The 22,668-nt window shown below is 43.3% G+C and carries 16 protein-coding genes and 1 pseudogene; 12 read left to right on the top strand and 5 right to left on the bottom strand.

Features of this window, described 5'->3' with window-relative positions:
* Positions 1-147: 147 nt before the first annotated feature.
* Positions 148-1,134, bottom strand: coding sequence for a UDP-N-acetylmuramate dehydrogenase (gene murB / locus F6K53_RS29280; RefSeq protein WP_293021556.1), 987 nt, complete (start codon positions 1,132-1,134; stop codon positions 148-150).
* A 223-nt stretch (positions 1,135-1,357) separates the two neighbouring features.
* Positions 1,358-2,884: a UDP-N-acetylmuramate--L-alanine ligase gene (murC, locus tag F6K53_RS29275; protein ID WP_293044611.1), complete on the bottom strand. Its 1,527-nt coding sequence runs from the start codon at positions 2,882-2,884 to the stop codon at positions 1,358-1,360.
* A 613-nt stretch (positions 2,885-3,497) separates the two neighbouring features.
* On the opposite strand from murC, the gene F6K53_RS29270 reads away from it, so the two are divergent.
* The 6 genes from F6K53_RS29270 (at position 3,498) to F6K53_RS29245 (ending at position 11,271) form a co-directional block, all read left to right on the top strand.
* The gene (locus tag F6K53_RS29270; RefSeq protein WP_293070867.1) at positions 3,498-4,511 is read left to right on the top strand and encodes a type I glyceraldehyde-3-phosphate dehydrogenase; all 1,014 of its coding nucleotides are present in this window, start codon (positions 3,498-3,500) and stop codon (positions 4,509-4,511) included.
* A 525-nt stretch (positions 4,512-5,036) separates the two neighbouring features.
* Positions 5,037-6,065 carry a hypothetical protein gene (locus F6K53_RS29265; RefSeq protein WP_293047213.1) on the top strand — a complete coding sequence of 343 codons (1,029 nt, stop codon included), beginning with the start codon at positions 5,037-5,039 and terminating at the stop codon, positions 6,063-6,065.
* Positions 6,050-7,003, top strand: a complete 954-nt coding sequence (locus F6K53_RS29260) for a MoxR family ATPase (protein WP_293047216.1) — start codon at positions 6,050-6,052, stop codon at positions 7,001-7,003. Before F6K53_RS29265 ends, F6K53_RS29260 begins: the two co-directional genes overlap by 16 nt.
* Positions 7,000-8,853, top strand: a complete 1,854-nt coding sequence (locus F6K53_RS29255; RefSeq protein ID WP_293070854.1) for a hypothetical protein — start codon at positions 7,000-7,002, stop codon at positions 8,851-8,853. Before F6K53_RS29260 ends, F6K53_RS29255 begins: the two co-directional genes overlap by 4 nt.
* Position 8,854: 1 nt before the next feature.
* Entirely contained in the window at positions 8,855-10,489 is a 1,635-nt protein-coding gene (locus tag F6K53_RS29250) for a formylglycine-generating enzyme family protein (protein ID WP_293070852.1), read from the top strand.
* A 50-nt stretch (positions 10,490-10,539) separates the two neighbouring features.
* Positions 10,540-11,271, top strand: coding sequence for a hypothetical protein (locus tag F6K53_RS29245; RefSeq protein WP_293070850.1), 732 nt, complete (start codon positions 10,540-10,542; stop codon positions 11,269-11,271).
* Positions 11,272-11,293: 22 nt separating this feature from the next.
* Here the strand turns inward: F6K53_RS29245 and F6K53_RS29240 are convergent, their stop codons facing one another.
* Positions 11,294-12,187, bottom strand: coding sequence for a serine protease (locus F6K53_RS29240; protein WP_293083104.1), 894 nt, complete (start codon positions 12,185-12,187; stop codon positions 11,294-11,296).
* Positions 12,188-12,536: 349 nt separating this feature from the next.
* On the bottom strand, positions 12,537-12,875 hold the full coding sequence (locus F6K53_RS29235) for a CU044_2847 family protein (protein WP_293021545.1): 339 nt from the start codon (positions 12,873-12,875) through the stop codon (positions 12,537-12,539).
* A gap of 325 nt (positions 12,876-13,200) precedes the next feature.
* On the opposite strand from F6K53_RS29235, the gene hemB reads away from it, so the two are divergent.
* Positions 13,201-14,223 (top strand): porphobilinogen synthase, encoded by a 1,023-nt coding sequence (hemB, locus tag F6K53_RS29230; RefSeq protein ID WP_293083100.1) that lies wholly within the window; start codon positions 13,201-13,203, stop codon positions 14,221-14,223.
* Between the two features lie 268 nt (positions 14,224-14,491).
* Positions 14,492-15,559 (top strand): pentapeptide repeat-containing protein, encoded by a 1,068-nt coding sequence (locus tag F6K53_RS29225; RefSeq protein WP_293083097.1) that lies wholly within the window; start codon positions 14,492-14,494, stop codon positions 15,557-15,559.
* A gap of 58 nt (positions 15,560-15,617) precedes the next feature.
* On the opposite strand, the gene F6K53_RS29220 is transcribed toward F6K53_RS29225, so the two are convergent.
* The gene (locus tag F6K53_RS29220) at positions 15,618-15,860 is read right to left on the bottom strand and encodes a hypothetical protein (RefSeq protein WP_293070840.1); all 243 of its coding nucleotides are present in this window, start codon (positions 15,858-15,860) and stop codon (positions 15,618-15,620) included.
* Positions 15,861-16,140: 280 nt separating this feature from the next.
* On the opposite strand from F6K53_RS29220, the gene F6K53_RS29215 reads away from it, so the two are divergent.
* The 4 genes and pseudogenes from F6K53_RS29215 to F6K53_RS29200 form a co-directional block, all read left to right on the top strand.
* Complete coding sequence (locus tag F6K53_RS29215) at positions 16,141-19,260, top strand: DUF1574 family protein (RefSeq protein WP_293083094.1); 3,120 nt, start codon at positions 16,141-16,143, stop codon at positions 19,258-19,260.
* A 267-nt stretch (positions 19,261-19,527) separates the two neighbouring features.
* Entirely contained in the window at positions 19,528-21,066 is a 1,539-nt protein-coding gene (locus F6K53_RS29210; protein ID WP_293083091.1) for an MBOAT family O-acyltransferase, read from the top strand.
* A 118-nt stretch (positions 21,067-21,184) separates the two neighbouring features.
* Positions 21,185-22,267, top strand: coding sequence for a c-type cytochrome biogenesis protein CcsB (gene ccsB / locus F6K53_RS29205; protein ID WP_293039940.1), 1,083 nt, complete (start codon positions 21,185-21,187; stop codon positions 22,265-22,267).
* A gap of 201 nt (positions 22,268-22,468) precedes the next feature.
* A pseudogene (locus tag F6K53_RS29200) lies at positions 22,469-22,668 on the top strand (hypothetical protein); the annotation flags it as partial.

Below are 22,668 nucleotides of genomic sequence, written 5' to 3'. Positions count from 1 at the left end.
CAAGCACAAATATAAACTAAAAATTGATCATGTTGGTGATCAGCTTGGTGATCAGCTTGGTGATCAGCTTTGAACTGATTCCCCAACAGGATCGGTTTTGGGATATCCACTGGAACCATAGCAGGGGATAAATCCCCTCGCTAGTTTTTATCCCTGCTCTAAAGACATAGGGCTTTCAACTGCTAGTTTTTTGGTAAAATCACCTAAAATCCTCACTTCAGGCTCTAACCACAGTGACCAGTGCTTTTCTACTTGCTCCTGTATATGGTGGATCATGCGGAAGATATCGCTAGCCTTAGCATCACCACAGTTCAGTATAAAGTTGGCATGGCGTTCAGCTATTCTAGCACCACCAATTTGGTAGCCTTTTAGACCAATTTGTTCAATTAGCCAACCAGCAGCATAGGGGTCAGGGTTGCGGAACACACTGCCACAGCTAGGTAGGTGGTAAGGTTGGGTAGTGTGTCGTCTTGCCAAATGCTCCGATGTCAGTGAGCGCACCTGTTTTGGGTCAGCACCTGGTTTTAACTGAAATGTGGCCTGGGTGACTATGCGATCGCTACCTTGAAGGATTGAGGTGCGATAGCTAAAGCCTAGGTCTTCGCTACTGAGTTGCGCCATTGAGCCATCAGGAGATAGAACATCTGTATTAAACAGAAGATCAGCTGTGGAACTTTTGTGGGCACCAGCATTCATCACCACAGCACCACCAACAGTTCCAGGTATGCCCACAGCCCACTCTAGCCCTTCCCAGCCTCGTTTGGCAGCCTGCCATGCTAGACTGGCAATCGGTACACCAGCACTGGCGGTAATTCTGCCTGTATCTGCATCAAAGTGAGTATGGCGCAGATAGCGAGTACAAATTACCAAACCCGGCAAACCGATATCGCTGACTAGAAGGTTGGAACCCGCCCCTAACAGGGTTAGGGGTAATTTTTGGGAGTGAGCCCACTGGAAACTAGCTTGTAGGTCTTCTAGGCTCCGAGGGGCGACGTACCACTGAGCTGGACCTCCCACACGAAATGAGGTGAGCTTGGCTAAGGATACCTGGGACTGTAGTGGACAATTGGTTCCTGGAATATACAACTGTAACTGGGAAGGAGTTTTTTTCTGGGTTAGCACGCTAGTTATCATCAGGAAAATCAGGGTAGAGATTCGGATCTACACGCAATGAGAATAATGCCGATCCGTTTTTGGCAGTGAAATTGGCTGAAGTTGCTAGGGGGTAGAATACCTAGAAGAGTTTGTGGAAAGTTGATTCACGAATATCATCGAGACTTGAGATCATACTGACCTTCTCTTACGGTCTATAGTTAAAATTCCCTAGCTTGATTCACAATTATTGATGCTTTCGGGCTTAACTTTGGTTAACTAAGCCGTCATGCTGTTGGTAAAACCCCATTACCTTAGGAATAATCTGATTCAGATTACCGGCTCCCAAAAATAGGGCTAAGTCCCCAGGACAGAGAATTTGGTTCAGAAACTCTACCACTGATTCGAGAGTTGGTTTGTAATGTACATCCTTATGCTTAGATGCGATCGCCTGATAAAGGTTTTCCCCACTAATTTCTCCTAAATCTGGTTCCCCAGCACTGTATATATCACTGATAACCACCAAGTCAGCGTTACTAAAGGAAACACTAAACTCGGGGAGAAACCTCAGGGTACGACTATATCGGTGGGGTTGGAAAATTGCAATTATTCGCTGGTCAGCGTTGACCTGGATTCTTGCGGCAGCTAGGGTTGCCTTAATTTCACTGGGGTGGTGAGCATAGTCATCCACAAAACTAATATCATTGCACCTGCCCCGCAGCTCAAATCGGCGTTTGGCTCCCTCAAAGCTAGCGATCCCCAAGGCAATTGCCTCAAACTCCAACCCCAAATTTCGTCCTACTGCTACTGCGGCTAGGGCATTGCTGAGATTATGTTTGCCTAGCAATTTCAGCTCCAACCGACCTAAAACCTGATTGCCTTCCCAAACTCTGGCGGTAGTGCCATTAGCTTCATAAGTTACATCATCAACGCTATAGTCGGCCCCCATATCTCGCCGTAGACTATAGCTGATATTCGGTTTTAGTTGCGATCGCACTGTCTCGCAATCAATACATCCCACTAACTTCTTACAGCGCTTGGCGAAAGCCTGGAATATTTCAACAACCTCCTCTAACTTCTGGTAATGGTCTGGATGATCCAGCTCAATATTGGTTACTACACCAATCTCGGCGGAGAGCTTAACCAACGAACCATCGGATTCATCAGCCTCAGCAACCAGTAATGGTCCATTTCCCAGCCTGGCATTACCACCGATAGCATCCACCTCACCACCGATAATCATGGTGGGGTCACAACCGGCTTGCCACAATAGATACCCGATCAAACTACTGGTTGTAGTTTTCCCATGAGTTCCAGCGACTGCTATACTGTAATAGTCTTCAATCAACGCCGCTAGTAAATCTGAGCGATGGAAAATTGGGCAACCTAGCTTTTTTGCTGCCTGGTACTCAGAGTTCAATGGGTTAATTGCTGTGGAACAGATAACTTGAGGCAAGCCTAAACAGGGGTCAGCTACAGATATAGTCGGACTTGATTGTGAGATTTCTGTGAGCGCTTTTGGATTCAAACTCGTGCTAACCCTTTTAGCTGCTACGTCTTCACAAGCTGGTGCGTTCCTGGATTGGAAAAATTCTAAGTTGGCGGCACACTGCTGTTTGAAGATATGAGCACCTACTGCTTGCAAACTTTGCGTGATATGCGTTGTCCGAGTATCTGAGCCGGATACTCGGAATTGGCGTTTTGCTAGGATGTAGGCAAGAGCTGACATCCCAATTCCGCCAATACCAATGAAATGAAATGGTTTATTACTGAAATCAACAGTCTTTGGCATTTTAACTCCTTACACACCACACCGCACACGCCTAATTTGCCAATAACACGCGCTATCATATCAGGAAAAATAGAGATCGAGGAATAATTTTTGATAAATAAGTACATCTGTACTGTCAAACAGGACAATAATACCTTAAGTTTGATAACGTAACTGTTACATAACTGATTCTTGAGTACCTAGATTATTGTCGTATATATTAGACGTCAACCAGACTTCTCAATCCGGAAAAACGTCCCAAGACCCATAAACACCCATAAAATAGCAGTAGAGCAGAGCTAGTGGTAATTTTTTGACTTATCTCTATCACTGCCTCCTTTGGGGGTAATGGACCTACATACCAAACTAATCGGTTGAGACTGGTTAGGGGAGAGGGGTTTGGGGATGGTGTGAGTAAAATCAGGTTGCCGAGGCAATATCAGATCTGTGCCATCCCCAGAGCGGACTCTCCTGCCAAAACTTCCAGCTTTAGGGTAAAGTATACCCATCTGGTTTAAAAACGAGTACATCAAACCACATAAGTTCAGTAAAAGTTTCAAATTGTTTCAGCCTTTGCGATATTATTGGGATCATTAAGAAAATATTTACTTTGAATTACAGAGGGCAAGAAGTAGTGATTAGAGTAGCGATCAATGGTTTTGGACGCATCGGACGCAACTTTATGAGATGCTGGCTGACTCGGGAGAATAGCCAGTTAGATATAGTGGGAATCAATGATACCTCTGATCCCAAGACAAATGCCCATCTGCTCAAATACGACTCAATGTTGGGCAAACTTGATGCAGATATCAGTTGTGATGAAAATTCCATAACAGCTAATGGAAAAACTGTCAAGTGTGTATCCGACCGGAACCCCTTGAACTTGCCCTGGGACTCTTGGGGTGTTGACCTAGTTATCGAAGCTACTGGTGTCTTCCGAGATCAGGATGGAGCTGGCAAGCATATAGCTGCTGGTGCTAAGAAAGTGCTAATCACTGCTCCTGGCAAAGGAGACGTCCCCACCTACGTCATGGGTGTTAATCATGAAGACTACATCCACGAAGGAAATGACGTGATTAGCAATGCTAGCTGTACTACCAACTGTCTAGCTCCCTTTGCCAAAGTACTGCATCAACAGTTTGGCATTATCAAAGGAACAATGACCACAACCCACAGCTACACTGGTGACCAGCGGCTTCTTGATGCGAGCCACCGGGATGTACGTCGGGCTCGGGCAGCAGCGCTCAACATTGTCCCTACCTCTACTGGTGCGGCCAAAGCGGTAGCCCTAGTGATTCCTGAACTGAAAGGGAAACTCAACGGTATTGCTCTGCGGGTGCCAACTCCCAATGTGTCTATCGTTGACTTGGTAGTTCAAGTGGAGAAAAGTACCATTGCTGAGCAGGTCAATCAAGTGCTCAAAGAAGCAGCTGAAGGTCCACTCAAGGGAATTTTGGCTTACGGCGACGAACCTCTTGTTTCCTGTGATTACAGGGGTCATGATGCTTCGTCAATTGTGGATTCTAGCTTAACTATGGTCATGGGTGGCGATATGGTTAAGGTTGTTGCCTGGTATGACAATGAGTGGGGCTACTCTCAGCGGGTTGTAGATTTGGCTGAGTTAGTTGCCCAAAAATGGTCGAATTAGTTGTTAGAGCCTAGTTTGTAAAGCAAGAGTCTGGGGAAGAGTGTTGATTCGTTAGGGTTCATAGTTGATTGAACCAATACGTTTAACCTATTCCCCTCTCTCGCTCATCGGTCTCCCAATGTTGTGGTAGGTCTGTTTGATAGAATAATTTTCGTGCCTAGTTATCGAACAATTTAAGGTTTTGTTAGTCGTTTCAGTTGATTGAACCAGGCTAATTAGTCTGGTTTCAAAGAGTATATTGGCTTAGTTTTAATTAAATTTAGTTGTATTTCCTCGATTCCCCAAAATCACTAACTTATTGCATTTTGAAACAGCCCTGCTCCCAATGTCAGGGCTGTTTCATTTTCGTGGATTAGAAGTTGGTTGGGGTAAGGGTGACAAATATAGCGCTATGGGCAAGGCAAAATGCAAAAGGCAAAAGACATATGGTGTATTGGCCAGAAGCCTTAATTCCCGGCTGTACCAGTTAAAATCAGGAGTAAGGTAGAAAACTACTATGTTAGAGCTAAATCTTGAGAGTGACCAATGCCCTCACTTAGACGCTTGAAGCAAAAACACAAAGACTTTGAAGAAATTTATGAAATATTAAGCGAAAAGTTGAGGATGCTCAGTAGAAGGTATACTATTGAGACTGATACAGCAGTGAAGTTTAAGCTAAAGGAGGAAATTAAAGAATGTGAAGAAGAGATAGAGGAAATAGAAGAAAAACTTGATGATATAGAGGAAAAAATCGAGAACTATCAGAGAGGCAATCATTCTCAGCCTATAAAGAAACCTCAAAACGTTGATACCTTATATAAAGTTTTGCTAAAGTTGGGGTATTGGCAGCAACAACAGCTATTTGAAAAAATTGTCAGAACCCATCAAGAATCTCACGGTGCATTTCTCATTCATGGTAATTATCATAACTATGGTCAAGGATGGTTAGCGAATCGATTAGCATTTAAGGTTGCCCAAGACTTGGTATATAAAAAGATAGTTATTGATTTACACAGAAGAAGCTTAAGGACTGATATGTCCAGTATTTGGGAAGAATTTGCAGGTAGAATTAGTTTAGCAGAAGAAAGCTCTCCTGGTGAGATTGTGACTGGACTGTTAAAGTTATGGCAATCCCAGCATGTTTTGATTTGTTTTAACAATGTCGATGAATCAATTGAAGATAATTTGAGAGATTTAATTGATAATTTATGGACTGGGCTAGTTCAAAAGATATCCCAACATCAACCAAGTCAATTTAAGTTGTTAATTTTTTTTCTAGATTATCAAGGATTGGTCAGGTCATGGAATATTGGTTTTGTCACTGATTACCAACCTGATTTTAAAACTAGACTTCCCTTTGAATTACCAGAGATTATCCCCTTTTGTCACAAAACTATTAGAACTTGGCTCGATCACCAAGAAGACTATTTACCAGAGACTCTTTCCGATGATAAAGAGCAAACGGTTAAAATACTGTTGGCAAAGAAAGGCATTCCAGAGCCTACGTTTCGTAAAATTTGTGAGCTCTGGGGCTGTAATTGGTATGACCAGGAGGAAAAATGGTTTCGCCTGTAAATAAAAATTATCTTAAATACACCGGTCGAGTTCAACCCAAAATCCCTGGAGAAACCTATCAGGGCAAACTAATTTATCCCTATCTTCCTAGCAAAGAATTAATAGACGCAGTGAATTTAGCGATTTACTTAAAGCGTCCACTACTGCTAAGGGGTGAGCCTGGATGTGGTAAGACTAAATTAGCGATCGCAGTAGCCTATGAGTTAGGACTGCCTTTCGAGGCTTGGTATATCAAATCCACTAGCCGAGCCAAAGATGGACTCTATACCTATGATACCGTGGGCAGGTTGCGGGATGCTCAATTGGCGGCATCTGGTTCCTTGACACAGGCAGAAAAGCAACGATTTGATGACCCAACCTCCTATGTGCGTCTGGGACCATTGGGACGAGCCTTTAATAATGACAAACCTACGGTGGTCTTGATTGATGAAATTGATAAAGCTGATATTGATTTCCCTAATGACTTGCTTCTAGAACTTGAGGAAAAAATTATTAAAATTGAAGAAGTTAGAGTGGATGATCAAGAAATGGAAATCAGTGCCAAAGCGGCACCGATTGTATTTATAACCAGTAATGATGAGAAAGATTTACCGGATGCCTTCCTACGACGGTGTTTATTCCACTATGTTAAATTTCCTAAATCCGAGCAGATTGTGCATATTGTCAAGGCTAGATTTCCAGATATTGCCGATGACCTGACCAAAAAATCCGTTTCCCGATTTTTAGAATTGCGTGAATTAATGGCAGAGGAAACTGGACGATCTACTAAAAAAGTAAGTACCAGTGAATTATTGGATTGGATTCAAGCCCTAAAGCAAGATACTCTAGAAGAGGCATTACGAAAATTATCCCAAAAACCGCTTCCCTATTTAGAAGTATTGCTCAAGAGTTGGGAAGCACATATTAGTTATCTCAGGCTAAGTGAGGATAGGGAATGAATGAGCGAGCACTGCTAGAGTTATTCAATCGTCTCCGAGAAGCAGGACTACCCTTAGGGTTAGAGGAATATCACCTGTTGCTCCAGGCAGTGGATGGTGGTTTCGGTAAGGATGACCGCAATGCTTTAGCTCAACTGTGTTCCACCCTTTGGGTTAAATCTGATCAGGAGCAACTCATATTCCAAGAGTATTTTGACCAGTTAATCCCCGAAGATACTAAACAAGATATTTTACCAAGCACTACGAAAGCAAGTCGTTATCAAGAAAGGATTGTAGATAACTCACGACTCAATAATGCCAATACCAAACAGGGGAAACCTATTCGACGGATTCGATACATTATTTTGGGAGTTATTGCTTTCCTAGTAACAGCTATCCTAATTCCTTGGCTATGGCCAAAACCACTGCCAGAAAATCCTGGAACCTTAAGCTTTAAGACTGAACCCTTATCTAACTCCCTTGGGACTATACAAGAGAATGACAAAAATCCCAAAATTCTAATTGCCCGCACTGGTGGCAGTAGAGGTGAGGTCAGTGCAACAATTATTATTGATGAAACCAACGATTATTATCTAGGACAATCAGTTAAGGATTGGGAATTATTGATAGATGAAGGCGACGATGAGTGGATAAAAATAAGAGCCTCATTGAAGGACTTTCAAGAAACTTCTATCACTGTCACCTTCACTGATGGTCAATCTGGAGTACAGGAAGTACCTATTCCTATCTTAGATGACAAAAGTTACGAGGGTAATGAGCCAATTACTTTCCAATTAACTAACCCTCAAGGGCAAGTCAAAATTATTCCACAAGACATTGCTAATTTTACTATTAATGATACCGAAGATAAAGATAATAGTAATTTTAATAATCCCAAATCTCCTATTACTGATTCTCCCAAAACAGATAATAATGAAAAGCCTTTACATCCGCTTATTGCTATTATTTATTTAGTTATTTTTTTTGGGATTATAATGACAGGCTTGCTGACTATAAGGATGATTGTTGTCAAAATAATAAGTCTGCGAAAAAAAATTAGAGCTTCTGATCACGAAGATACTGAAGATCTGACAAATTTACCCATAGCTAAGCTCTCCCCTAAAGTTATTCAGACCCTATTTGACAAAATACAAGTTGTCAAAGCAATCAAACCGCCTGACGGTCAGCTGGGAGAGACTTTCCTGATTATAAATAACGATCTTCCCGTTACCTATCGGCAAATGAAGCAAGGGTGGCGCTATCTGCGACATTTGACGCGAGAGGGGGTACCAACGGAACTAGACCTGGAAGCAACCGTAGAGCAAATTGGACAACAGGGTTTTCTACTCAATCCGGTACTAAAGCCTCGTCGCATTAATAAGATAGAGCTTTTATTGCTGATCGATCAAGATGGCTCGATGGTGCCTTTTCATCACTTTTCACAAGCACTGGTGGATACAGCCTCAAGAGGTGGACGTTTTAATCAGGTCAGGGTTTATTATTTCCATAATTGCCCCAGTGACTATCTTTACCAAGATCCATACCACCTAGAAGCAGTACCCATTGAAGATTGTCTGTCACAACTGCCAAAAACACGAGTAGTTTGCTTAATATTTAGTGATGCCGGGGCTGCTCGTGGACAGTTTAGTTCTAGGCGTCGTCGTCGCACCAAATTTTTTCTGAAGGAGTTAAAACACTATGTACATAACATTGCTTGGCTTAATCCTTTCCCCCGTCACCGTTGGGAATCCACCACTGCTGAGGAAATTGCGAAGCTAGTTCCTATGTTTGAAGTTAATCGTCAGGGACTTTATCAAGCCATCGAGACATTACGTGGACGGGATCAAGAATTAGCAAAATCAATCCGTTAGTATGACTCAGGCTAGTGTATCCGCAGACATTATCCACAGAATTCAATCCTTTAGGGATAAATTTGGTGATGCACATCTGTATTTCGCATATCATGCCGCATTTCCCATTGCTCTGACACCTGATTTGCTCTATTGTCTGTGGGCTAACTTTCAGCAAGATATACAGGGTGACAATTTAAACATCCCTTGGATAGCAGTGGCAGACTTACTACTATCCCCTCTCTGTCATGAAGTGGGACATGAGCTATATGAGATGGAGTTGGAAACACGAAATGTATTGCTAGAGCAACTCAACAGTAATCCTCGATTTAACCAACATAATCATCAGCGCATTAAAACTTTAGCTCATTTCCTGCTGGCTTATATAAAACCACAACTCAAGAGTGGCAAAAATTCTGTTCGGACCATTGCTCAAGCTCAACGGTGGACTGCCCTAGCATATATTGACCCTGAAGCAGCAGCTCGTGACTTAGCATTACAACTGACCCAATTAAGTCTAGCTCAAAAAACAGAGTGGGTGCGAATGTCTAAGCTAGCAGAAACACTGGCTGCTCCCCTCAGGGAAGCAGAATTCAAACCTTTGTTGACCTACCTTGAAGGGATGCGCGACTTAGCTCGTGGCCATGAACAAGGAGCAGCATCTAAGTTTGACCAGTTGCCAACCCACCATAATCGCCTACTTGTAGCAGGAGTTACTTTACCTATTCCGGAATTTGAGGAGTCAGTTTGGACTATTAATACTGTAAAAGTCCCTCCTCCGTCTTTACATCCATTGGAGTTTGAAAGGGCTGAACTGATTCAACAACCTAGATTTATGGGATCGGGTTCACAATGGCTGATCAATCGTGGCCGGGGTCAAGCAGAGGTTTTTTATGAACAACTGGGAGAGAATACTGTATTGGAAATGGTACAGATTCCAGGAGGGGAATTTCACATGGGTTCACCAAAAAAGGAGGGAAACTATCGAGAACAACCTCAACATTTAGTGAACGTTGCTCCGTTTTTATTGAGTAGATTTCCTGTGACTCAAGCCCAGTGGGGAGCTATTGCCAGGACAGATAAAGTGATGATTGACTTACCACCCGCTCCATCGCACTTCCCAGGTGAAAACCTGCCAGTAGAAGGGGTTACCTGGTTCGAGGCAATTGAGTTTTGTGAGCGCTTGCAACTACAAACAGGTAGACCCTATCGCTTACCCAGTGAAGCAGAATGGGAATATGCCTGTCGTGCTGGCACAGCTACTCCTTTTCACTTTGGTGAAACTATTTCTCCCAAAGTAGCGACTTATGACAGCACTGAAAAATACCGTTTTGGACCAAAGGGTAAATCGAGTAAACAGACAACGGAAGTTGGCTTTCATCAAGCAGCTAATGGCTTTGGACTAGAGGACCTCCATGGTAATGTCTGGGAGTGGTGTGCTGACCACTGGTATGAAAACTACATTGATGCACCCGTAGACGGAACCCCTAGGACAACTAACTCTAGAGCGTCCCATCGAGTAATACGGGGTGGGTCTTGGCTTGACAGTCCAAATGTGTGTCGTTCTGGCTATCGCTATGGTGTTCCTCCTGAAAACAGGATTCTTACAATTGGGTTTCGAGTCGCTTTGTCTTTAAATAACACAAAAATAAATTAAACTTTATAGTTATTAATCATCTTAAATTATCTTTAATCGAGTATAAAAGTATGAGTATAATCTCAGAAATCAAGAATAAAAAGCTTGGATTAGTAGAAATCCTGGTGTTGGGGCATGAAATATATTTAAAAAACATCAAATTACATTTGACATTATTTTGTGCATTAATTATTTCTTCATCTCTACCAATTATTTTTCTTATAAATTATACTATTACACAAAATTTTAACTTGATATTGATATTAGTTTATTTTCTGTATATTTGTTTTTATTTACTTGTTTTTGGTTCAATATATAGTATGTCGGTGGCGGCAGCGACAGAAAATTTTCTCTTAAAAAGAGAAACTCGATTTCAAACGTTGATGAGTCGAATATTTCCAGATATAGGAACTTTGGTGAATTTGACTTTTAGACTTAGTATTGCTTTCATTTTACGTTTATTTCTATTGGTTGTACCAGGTATTATTTATCTTGTTAACAATGGATTTTGTATTTATGCTTTTGTTCTTCGAGGTCAAAAAGGAAAAGCAGCTTTTAATTATAGTCGCACTATAGTAAAGGGGAATTGGTGGAGAGTATTCTTATTCTTACTTTTAGTTTTATTTAGTGCTTTGGGCTTACAAATTATATTAACCCAAGTATTAAATACAATCCCTTTTATTAATTATCTAAGTGCTTTATATTTATCAACTTTAATTACCCAATTTATTTTAATTGGAGTAAGTATTGGAAGCGTACTGCTATTTCTAAATTTAGATTATAATAAAAGTCTGGAAAAATAACAGCTATTAATTTTCTAAATATTCAACCAAGCTTTTCTTCAATTTCCTCAATATTTGATTCAATTTTATCAAGTTTCCCTTGTTCTTCTTCTATCTTCACATCTAACTGAAATTCAGTACTAGGGTCATTGGCAATAGCACGTTCTTTCCGCAATTTCCGAAGTCTTGCCCTTCCTAAATCATAAGGCTCTTGTAAATCTTCTAATTCTTGCTTAAGGCGACGGCGTTTTCGAGGTGTTAACGGTTTAGAATTAGTCGAATTTTGCCCCAATTGCCCTAATTCAGACCAAAATTGATTCAAAACCTGAGTAGGAACTAAAAATCCCGCCTTAACATTCTCTCTACGCTTCTCTGCTGCTACTGCCATCCCCACCACTCCTGCTAACTCCTCATCCCACACAGGAGCACCGCTAAATCCCCGCTCAACTTGATACCCAGTCACTTTAGTATCTTCTATTTGTAGCCAGCCTTTGGCATTTTTGTCTCGCAATACTGCCGATGCCCATACCCCCTTATCATGCCCTTTGGGAAAACCAAAAACTCTGATCGAATGGTTCCACAAATTCTGTGCTGTCACTAACTGCACTGGTTGAGCAGAGTCAGGTAATTTACTATTGAGCCTTAAGCCAGCAATATCTTCAATTACTTCAGTATCGGAAACAGGTTTCCAAAACACCACACTAGCGGTTAGTTTCTCACCGGGAGCAATGAAAGGAAAATCCAAGTTAATTGCTTCAGTAGGAGCCTCTTGAGTAGTTTGTAAAATTCCCAAGGCTTCAGTAATCACATGAGCACAGGTTAGCAAATAGCCGTTAGAGACTAAAAACCCTGCTCCCACAACTGCGCCATTACTATGATAGATTCTAACAATAGAAGTTTTAAACCCTTCAAAGGAATTAGTGGTCTGGTTAGCCATTGACTTACAGTGGTTTGTAATTTCGGTGAGGTACTTTCGTTCTGGGTTTTAGGGAGCAGGGAGCAGGGAGTAGGGAGTAGGTAAGAGGCAAGAGGCAAGAGGCAATAGGCAATAGGCAATAGGCAAGAGGGAAAAAATCAAAAATCCTGTATACCTCATGGTTATCAAAAACTCTGTATTGAGATTTACGGCGGTTTGCATAACTATCAGGTACACAGGATTGTTTTCCCTCTTACCTCTTTTCCCCTCCTGGGAGGGGTTAGGGGTGGGTTTATGCTCCCTGCTCCCTGCTCCCTGCTCCCTAAAAACCCAAAACTTTGTACCTAATTGAATGGCAAACCGCTGTATCTTATTTAGATTTATCTTGGGACCATTTCAGAGTAATTTCGTAGCTAACCTCACCACCAACAGAGGTAAAGATTGCCCCAGCATCAGCCGTGAGCGTCAACCCAAATTTCACCTCTACTTGATCAGCAGGAGTATCAAGGTCACGCAATTTAGAAATAATCGTAGACGCCACAGGTTTAACCTTTTCCAATGCTTCTTCAAAGGACTGTTGAGCTTTGAGCACATACTTCCCGGAGGGTAAAGCTACCCGTTCAATGGCGTTGCTTTCTGGTTCTTCTACCTCCACCAGGAACGTAGTGCCATCGGACAATAAAAATTCAGCCAGCTGTTTTTCTTTCATTAAGCTATAAATAACTCTAAATAACTCTACCCGTAAGTGCATTATCAAGGCACCCTACTATTTATCAGGTTTAGAGTCCAGTTTTCCGGAAATCATGCCAGTACATCTAGCAGCTGATATCACCCCAGACCGATGACCGGATTATTCCTTACTCCCCTTAAGTGAGCACTCCCTTCACCCCTGACAACCTACCGTCACCAGTCAAGTCAACCAGCAAAATCAAAGTTTTATTGCGCAGAATAATTTTTGAAACCAAAATGCTTGATAATGAACTTCACGAATTTAACAGACTTAACTCAAGTTCACATCTACTACCGGATTCACTATGTCATTACCCAACTTGATTGACAAGTCAATAGCTTCCGACCAACTCCAATTAACCCATCGGCCTCGACGTCTGCGCCGTACAGCAGCCTTTCGTCGGATGGTTCAAGAGAATCAACTGACGGTTAATGACCTGATTTATCCAGTATTTGTGATGGAAGGTCAAGGTCTAAAACCAGAGGTTAAGTCCATGCCAGGATGTTACCGCTATTCTCTGGACTTATTGCTCAAAGAAGTAACCGAGGCATTTGAGCTGGGGATTAATGCGATCGCACTTTTCCCTCTGATTCCCCAAGACTTGAAAGATGCTACCGGTACTGAAAGCTACAACCCGGATGGATTAATCCAACGCACCATCAGAGCAATTAAGCAAGAAGTGCCAGAGCTAGTGGTGATTACCGATGTTGCCCTTGATCCCTTTTCCAGTGATGGTCATGATGGCATTGTCACCGAAGATGGCACTATCCTAAATGATGCCACCGTGGAAGTATTGATAAAAATGGCCCTATCTCAAGCTGCAGCAGGGGCAGATATGGTTGCGCCTTCCGACATGATGGATGGACGCATTGGTGCAATTCGCAAAGCTCTAGATAGTGAAGGCTACACTGATGTCGGAATTTTGGCCTATTCCGCTAAATACGCCTCCGCTTATTATGGTCCATTCCGGGATGCCCTAGATTCCGCTCCTAAATTTGGTGACAAGAAGACTTACCAAATGGATCCCGCTAACGCCCTTGAAGCCCTAAAAGAAATTGACTTAGATATCTCAGAAGGGGCAGACATGGTCATGGTTAAACCCGCTTTAGCCTATATGGATGTTATCCACCGGGTTAGACAGCATACTAATTTACCCGTTGCTGCATACAATGTTAGTGGTGAGTACGCCATGATTAAAGCAGCCGGTCAGAATGGTTGGATTGATGAGAAAAAAGTCATGATGGAAACCCTGACTAGCATGAAGCGAGCTGGTGCTGACTTAATTTTGACCTATTTTTCCAAAGAAGTAGCTAAAATCCTGCAGTAAGGCATTGAACCGTAGTTAGCGCTCAGCGGTCAGTTATCAGCAGTCAGCAGTCAGCAGTCAGCAGTCAGCGGTCAGCCGTTGGCCTTTGGTTGATAGCTGATACGCGACACACTGATAGCTTGTAACTGATCGCTGATAGCTGATCGCTGACCGCTGAATGCTTACCTAGGCTGTAGTCTGTAGACTATAGGGAACAACACAAGCAAGCCTATAGTTGATAGTCTAGAGTCGAGAAAGGAAAAGTCGCTAGGTTACACATAATATGGTGGTGAAGCAAAATGAGCTAGAGCAATGCTATAGAGTTCTTGAACTGGAGCCTGGAGCATCACCGGAAGAAGTGAACCAGGCTTACAAGGATTTAGCATTTATTTGGCATCCCGATCGTGTGCCTGAGGATAATCCTCGCCTCAAGCAAAAAGCTGAAGAAAAACTTAAGTTACTGAATCAGGCACGAGAAAAATTGCGATCGCATCATAAATCACCCACTGCTTCACAAAAGCAAGCTAGGGCAAGAACACCGTATCGGGATTATCGCAATCCAAATCCAAGACCAAAACCACCACCATCAGCCCAGCCAAACCCACCAAACTATTACAAATACAAACAACCAGAACGATCTAGAGCCCAAGCATCCACGACCGCTCAACCTCGGACCCCCAAGACCCCTGCTAACGCTAGAGCCCAACCATACACTCCCGCCCAACCTCGCACTCCCAAGACCCCTGCTAACGCTAGAGCCCAACCATACACTTCCGCCCAACCTCGGACTCCCAAGACCCCTGCTGAATCAAAAGCCCAACCATACACTCCCGCCCAACCTCAGAATCCCAAGCCCCCTGCTGAATCAAAAGCCCAACCATCCACTCCCGCCCAAACTCGGACTACTCAAGCCCAAGCTCGGACTGCCCAGCCCCCCGGTAACTCTAGAACCCAGCCATCCACTCCCGCTCAAACTCGGGCTCCCAAAGCCCCTCCTGACTTGAGTGGTGCTGATTTTAGGGGAGCAGACCTCAAAGAACGAGACTTCTCAAATCGGAATCTCCAATCCGCTAACTTAAGTCAGGCTAACCTAAAAGACTGCTTTCTCCATCGGGTCAATCTTGCCGAGGCTAACCTCGAAGGTGCTAATCTATTTAGAGCCAATTTATTTCAAGCTAACCTCAGTAAGGCTAACTTACGAGAGGCTAATCTGATTGGAGCTGATTTGAGTGGAGCTGATTTGAGTGGAGCTGATTTGAGTGGAGCTAAAGTGGGTTCTAATGGTAAGCTCTTGGTGAAACTTACAGGGGCAAACCTAACCGGGGCAGTTTTGCCCGATGGCAGTATCCACGACTAGGAGCAACTTTGTAGTACATCCATAGCAAAAACAACAGCAAATTTAAATTCAATTTAAGCTATTGATCATCTTGATCATCCCTTTCCAAATCTGGGAAGGGGAGAACAGGCAATCTCTCCCCTCGAAACACTTCCTCACTACTAATACCTGTGGTTTCTAACCATGAACCGATAGCTTGTATTGAGAGTATACCTAAGAGCATTGGAGCAGTGCCTAGACTTACGAAGAATTTTGTGGGCATTTCTAAATTAAACAGGTCAGCAGACCTGATTTCTGGTATTTCTGGTTGAGAAGAAGACATCTGGGTTATTTTTAGTACAAATGAACTAAACAAAGCCGAAAATTTAACATCAGTTCCCTTGAGCAGAAGTTAGGCAGCAATGGGCTGCTACCTGAGTAGTATTGACTTGGGAACCGATTGTCATGTAGTCCTGTGAGTGAGGATTTCAACCTCTATTGTCAGCTACATTAATTTTATTTGCCCAACAAGTAGTCTTAACAAAATTGTGCTTAAATCAAGGCGAGCATCTAAGATATGAAGAAATCATTCGTCCGTTACCAGTCCAGTTAATCAATTTGTGATGTTGGATGTCGATCAGCGTCTCCCAAAAGCTCCTCCGTCCTCCCTTGCCAAGTGGGCTTATTGTGCCATTAGGCAACCTGGGTTATCCATACGAGTCCGTTTGCGAGGGAACAATTTGCACATTCTGTGTGAAAACCCTCAAGGAGTAGAAGCAAATAAGGTGGTCAACCGCCTTATCAAAGCCCTGAAACTGCAACAGGGAGAAGTTCAGTTTCCCCTAGACTTAGCAAACCCGATCTATCAAATAATTGTTTATGGGCGTCGAGTGGGGCAGAAGCGTCCAGACTGGATTAAGCAAATCGCTATTAAACTACCGACCGATGATACCACTCATGCTTCTAACCAATCTTCCCAGACGTCTTTCGATGCCATAACCACTGATGCGGACTTAACTGTCTCAAACGAAAGTCTTGCCCGTTCTGGTTCTCCAGATGCGATCGCTCGTTATCTCAGTGAATCCCTCAGTTACCTAGGTGTCAGTGTTAAAGTCCGGATCCAACACCAAGATTCCAAAGCTAGAAGATTTTCCGGGGCAAGTTCTAATGTTAAACAAACTAACCTTCACCCTTCACCCCCTAACCGACGGCTCTGGATAATTTGTAATTCTAACTACAGCCCAGATCCGTCCTTACTATCTGAGCCAATCATCGACCGGTTACATTCCTTGCAACTCCAAGGGTTTCGAGATGCCGTGATTTGCTTTCAGGTAAGTGGCGAAGCCACTCCTGATTGGAAGCAGCGAGTGGATTTGACCCCTCCAGAACAAGTCCTCAAGGAATGGGCTCGTTGGGGAGATGTAGAAGCAATCCAGCGGTTATTAAATCAGGGGTTGGCAGCGGTAGGAATAACAGTTAGAGCCATTCTCAAAGAAAGCACCCTACATGTATTTTGTAGCGTCATTAACCGCCGGAAAACTATTGCCCCAGAAAAAGAAACAGTAGTCAGTGCCATTGCCTCAGTACTGGATTTAATCGCTCCTCAAGGAATCCAGGGTGCAACTATTTATGGTGTAGACTCAAGTCAGTTCCCTAGTCAAACATTACTGTCTCAGCAAGCTGACTCTCTGCAACCCCCCTTTGGCAAGAATGGTCAAACTGCCAACAATTCCTTACTGCCAGAAACCGAATCCCCAGCCTGGATTCATTGGCTCAACTTACCAGCAGCAGACCACCAGAGTTTAGGAGAATCCACCTATTCCTTAGCTCAAACAGGGCATCACGATGCCTTGACCTTTTTGTTGGAACGCTTACTCAATCCCGACATTGACCAACGATTGGTAACAGGTGGAATAAGGGTAAAAATTCGCCGTAAACAAGATTTGTTGCACATCATGAGCGAGGCAACGGTCTGTCCTCGAAAATCTCAGGTCACTCGAAAAATTACCCGCTTCCTAGAGCAGCTGGCTATGTCAGAAATTACTGGCTTGCGGCTCTATGGACGTCGGGCTGGTGCTACCTCCCCCTCCTGGAACTATGGAGTTGATTTTGTTCATCGACAGCGTCTAGTCCCAGAAGCTAGCCCAGAGTTTGCTGCCTCAGATGCCTACCTGAGTGATTTGGTAACTCCCACTGGGGAACCAGTACTGCGTCCTGATCTAACCCACGACGATCTCAAGCAGGGTTTAAAAGGGGCAGTTGATGGTCTAGTTTACATACTCCAGCGTTTGCTATGCTACTCTCAGCTATTTGTACCCACTGTAGAAAACCAAGACATGGCAGCCTTCTCAGACAAGAGACAGGCCAAGGGGAAATTATCTATCCAAGGCGTAGCAGTAGCCATGGTATGGGGCGTAGCAGGATTACTAGTAACACTGATCACAGATTGGCGTTTTAGTGAGCTCCTACAGTCTCAAGCCTCACCGTCAGCGGAAGTAAAGGCAGTGACTCACTCATCACCCAAACCCATTGCTTTGCCCCAACTATCTTTGCAAAAAGGGGCTGGTCTCGGGACTGAAAACTTCAACACCTCTGGATTTACTGCTCCTGGGGATACCATGGTGATTGTGAATGAAAACGGCAATGCCACCATGGCAGCCATGCTGGCCGCAGCGCGATCGCCGAATCCTTCATTCAATAACCAGATGTTAGATGAAAAGCTAGCTCTGTACCAACAACGCCTGCTTCAAAATGGTATCCCTGATGTACTGATTATGGGGAGTTCCAGAGCCATGCGGGGAATCGATCCCATTGCCCTGCAAGATGCCTTGGAAGAACAGGGCTATCCTGACATTGACGTCTTTAACTTTGGGGTTAATGGTGCGACAGCTCAGGTAGTAGACTTCATGGTTCGGCGCGTCTTAACTCCCGAGCAACTGCCTAAATTGATTATTTGGGCTGATGGGGTCAGAGCCTTTAACAATGGTCGAGTGGATGCTACCTACAACTCGATTATCGGATCACCAGGTTACCAAGCTCTAATGGCAGGAGTTTTTCCGAACCGCACTAAACAACCACCATTACCGACAGATGCCACAGACCAACCTCTAGAGGTTTTGAAGGATAGTTATAAGTATATCAGTGACTGGCTAAATCAGTCAATAGCCAAAATTTCGTTAACTTATCCTCAACGAAGCCAGCTCAAATCTCTGTTACGGGAAAAGTTGGTTGACCTAGAAAAGTTCCTCCTACCAGACACAACCAAAACTGCCAAAAAGCCTCAACATAAATTATCCCTAACGTGGAAAATTGACTTTGATGGCTTCCTGCCCCTGTCAACTCGTTTTAACACCGCTACCTACTACCAGAAACATCCTAAAGTTCCCGGTATTTATGATGGTGATTACCGGTATTTTCAGCTAGGAGGTCAGCAAGACAAAGCCCTAAGAAACTTGCTGGAATTTGCCCAGAAGCATGACGTTAGTATCGTTATGCTCAACCTACCCCTGACTAAAGAATATTTAGATCCAGTGCGGAGCAAATATGAGAAACAATTTCAGGGATACATGTACAACTTTGATCTAGAAGGGGGATTAATTTTCCGAGATTTAAATAAGATGTTGCTAACTAAATATGACTACTTTTCTGACCCCAGTCATCTCAACCGCTATGGTGCTTACCAAGTTTCTAACCAGTTGGCTAAAGATCCAATGATGCCTTGGTCATTAGTCATTAGTGATTAATCATGAATTATTAATTTGAAATTGAATAACAACCAATAATTATATAGCGGTTTGCAACCCGCGCTAATTTCCATAACAACAAGTAGTCAGTAGTCAGTAGTCAGTAGTCAGTAGTCAAGATTCGTAATTATACTTAACCTACAAGCAAACCGCTATAACTATTCAAACGGAAACGATATGTAAGCATATGCGCGTAGCGCATATGCTGATGGCTGATAGCTGAATGCTTACACGCTATCAGGCGAACATCCTTCATCCTTTATCTTTATGTCATTTATTTCGATTACCTACAGCTGTTTCTTGCTAGCAGTTTTGGGAATCTACTGGTTGGTGCAACGTTCTACAGGTGCCACAGGTTCTCCCAAACTAAAACTTTTGGTTTTATTAATTAGCAGTCTAATCTTTTATGCTTCACTACAAATCCAATACATTCCCCTGTTGGTATTGATTACCCTAATTAATTTTTACTTTGGACAAGCACTAGGTACGAATACAGTTTCTGGTTCCCATGCTACTAATTATCATCTTTCCAATGAAGAATGGCTAGTGGCTGATAGTTTTTGGAATAACCGACGGTCAAGACTACTGAGCCTAGGGATTTTCCTAAATGTTATATTTTTGCTTGGCTTCAAGTATATTCCTTTTATATTGTCCAATTTAGCAGTAATTCTCAACTTGACAATTGCTCAAGATGGGGCTAATTGGATTAGGGATAACTTAATTGTTACTCTAGGAATATCGTTTTTTATATTTGAGGGCATTGCTTATATCATTGATGTCTATCGTGGGGCTCCAGCAACTCGTAATCTCCTCCAGTTTGCTGCTTATAAGTTTTTTTTTCCTAAACTTATTTCTGGTCCAATTACTCGTTATCCTCCGTTTGCTATTGAACTGAAAACCTTACAATTTCCAAGTTTTGACCGAGCAACAGAAGGACTTTGGTTGATTACATCTGGTGCGATTAAAAAGGCACTGTTAGCAGACCACATTGGTATTTTTGTTGATTTGTGTTTTGGCAATATAGAACGGGCTGGTAGTGGAGATTTATGGTTAGCTATCTTTGCCTACGGTTTACAACTCTATTTCGATTTCAGCGGCTATGTAGACATTGCCCGTGGTAGTGCAGTGTTACTGGGCATTAATCTTCCAGAAAACTTTGATTTTCCCTATTTCAGTATCAGCATTGCGGATTTCTGGCGTCGCTGGCACATCACTCTAGGAGATTGGATCCGTAACTATCTCTACTTTCCCTTGGGCGGTTCCCGTAAAGGGGTTGCTCGTACCTGCCTTAACCTATTCATCGTAATGGTCATTATTGGTATCTGGCATGGAGCAGCTTGGGGATTTGTAGCCTGGGGTGGCTTGCATGGTCTGGCGTTGGTTCTTCATCGCTTGACCGAAGCTTTCTGTGAAAATAGAGATGGGATAAAACGTTGGTGGCAAAGTTGGTCAGGGGTATTGGTCAGTTGGTTTTTGACCCAATTTATGGTGTTTACTGCCTGGATATTTTTCCGCATCCCCAATCTTAAACAAGCCAGTTTAGTCATTCAGAATCTCTGGGGTCACCCAGCTGATATCCAATTTGCTCAAAAAGTATACTTAACCGCTATTGGTATGGAACGCTTCTGGGTGGTTCTCCTGTTAGTTAGCTTAGCAGCCTCAATGGCTGGGGTTTACACTATCCGAAGGGGTCTGAAATTACAACTCAACTGGCCGGTGAAGTTGTTGTTGGTACCAGTAGGTCTCTACGTAGTTTGGTTGTTTGCTCCTCAGAGTGGTCTCCCTTACATTTATTTCGATTTTTGACTTGCGCGTAGCGCTATAACGCACTAGAACTCTATCAAAAGGGGCACATCGAACGGATAGGATAGTAGTAATGCTGCAATAATATAAGCTTTATACAAGACTTGAGAGAGAACGCTGTATGGATCTGGTTACACTCCAGAACAAATTAGATAATATTGCCTTTTTCGTCCTTTTTGTGACGATGTTAATTTACTGGGTAGGAGCCGCTTTTCCTAAAATCCCTTATTTGTCAGCCTTAGGAACATCAGGCATGGCAACCGCCAACCTTTGCACTGCTACCCTACTCGGAGCAAGATGGCTAGAGGCAGGCTATTTCCCGATCAGTAATCTCTATGAATCCCTGTTTTTCCTAACCTGGGGAATTACCACAGTTCATCTAATTGCTGAAAACATGAGTCGCAGCCGATTGGTAGGGGTGGCTACTGCACCAGTCGCCATGGGAATTACCGCGTTTGCGGCTCTATCCCTACCACCAGATATGCAGGAAAGTGCTCCATTGGTACCTGCTCTGAAATCCAATTGGTTAATGATGCATGTTAGCATCATGATGCTCAGTTACGCCACCCTGATGGTGGGTTCCCTGGTAGCGATCGCATTTTTAGTAATTACCCGTGGTCAGAACGTGGAACTGCGGGGGAGTTCTGTCGGGACTGGTGGCTATCGCAGCAAGACTAACTTACCAGGTAATTCTACTTTTAAACTACAGCGCAACGGTAAAGAATCAATTTCTCAGCCTCTAGTTACCTCTGATACCTCATCCCCTTTAGCTGAAGTGGGACAGAGTAATGCAGCTAGTACTACAGCAGTGCTAGATTTAGTCACTACCCCCGACTCACCCGTACCATCGGTATCAACAGCACCCACCCTGTCACCCCAGAGGCTAAATATTGCCGACACTCTCGATAATATCAGCTATCGTATTATTGGGCTGGGATTTCCTCTGCTCACCATTGGGATTATTGCCGGTGCCGTTTGGGCAAACGAGGCTTGGGGTTCATACTGGAGTTGGGACCCAAAAGAAACCTGGGCATTAATTACCTGGCTAGTGTTTGCTGCCTATCTCCATGCCCGCATTACCCGTGGCTGGCAAGGACGCCGACCAGCAATTTTGGCAGGAACAGGACTTCTAGTTGTCTGGGTTTGCTATCTAGGAGTCAATCTATTGGGTAAAGGCTTACATTCCTACGGCTGGTTCTTCTAAGAACTATATATTTCCGTGATTGAGTGCATGCCCTAAATTGCTTCTACTTAAAACCCGCTTTAATGCCTAGAGGCATCGGGGAATTAACCCTAGGAAACCGACCTTTGGCTCAAAGGAATATTTGGCTCCATGGTTGGGCAATGAAACTCCTGCCCTCTAGGCATGGAAGCTTATCGAAAAGTTTGATCGGGGAAAATAGTCGTGGATAATCAGTTCAAGCCACTCGCTGTTGGTGAAGTACTATCAGTGGATGAATCTGCTCAAATCTTTATTGGTAACCGTACCTTTAGGGTCGGTGAATTCTTAGTTGCTATCAAAAAGAAATTGGTAGAAGTTTTAGGGGATGAATGGACTCCAGAACAGGAAAGTTGGTTTAGCGAATCGGGTATTCCCTGTGAAGT

Source organism: Moorena sp. SIO4A1 (assembly GCF_010672065.1).
In the GTDB taxonomy this organism is placed as follows: Bacteria; Cyanobacteriota; Cyanobacteriia; order Cyanobacteriales; family Coleofasciculaceae; genus Moorena.
The sequence above is the reverse complement of the archived record's forward strand: the minus strand, read 5'-3'. Positions and strand labels throughout refer to the sequence as shown.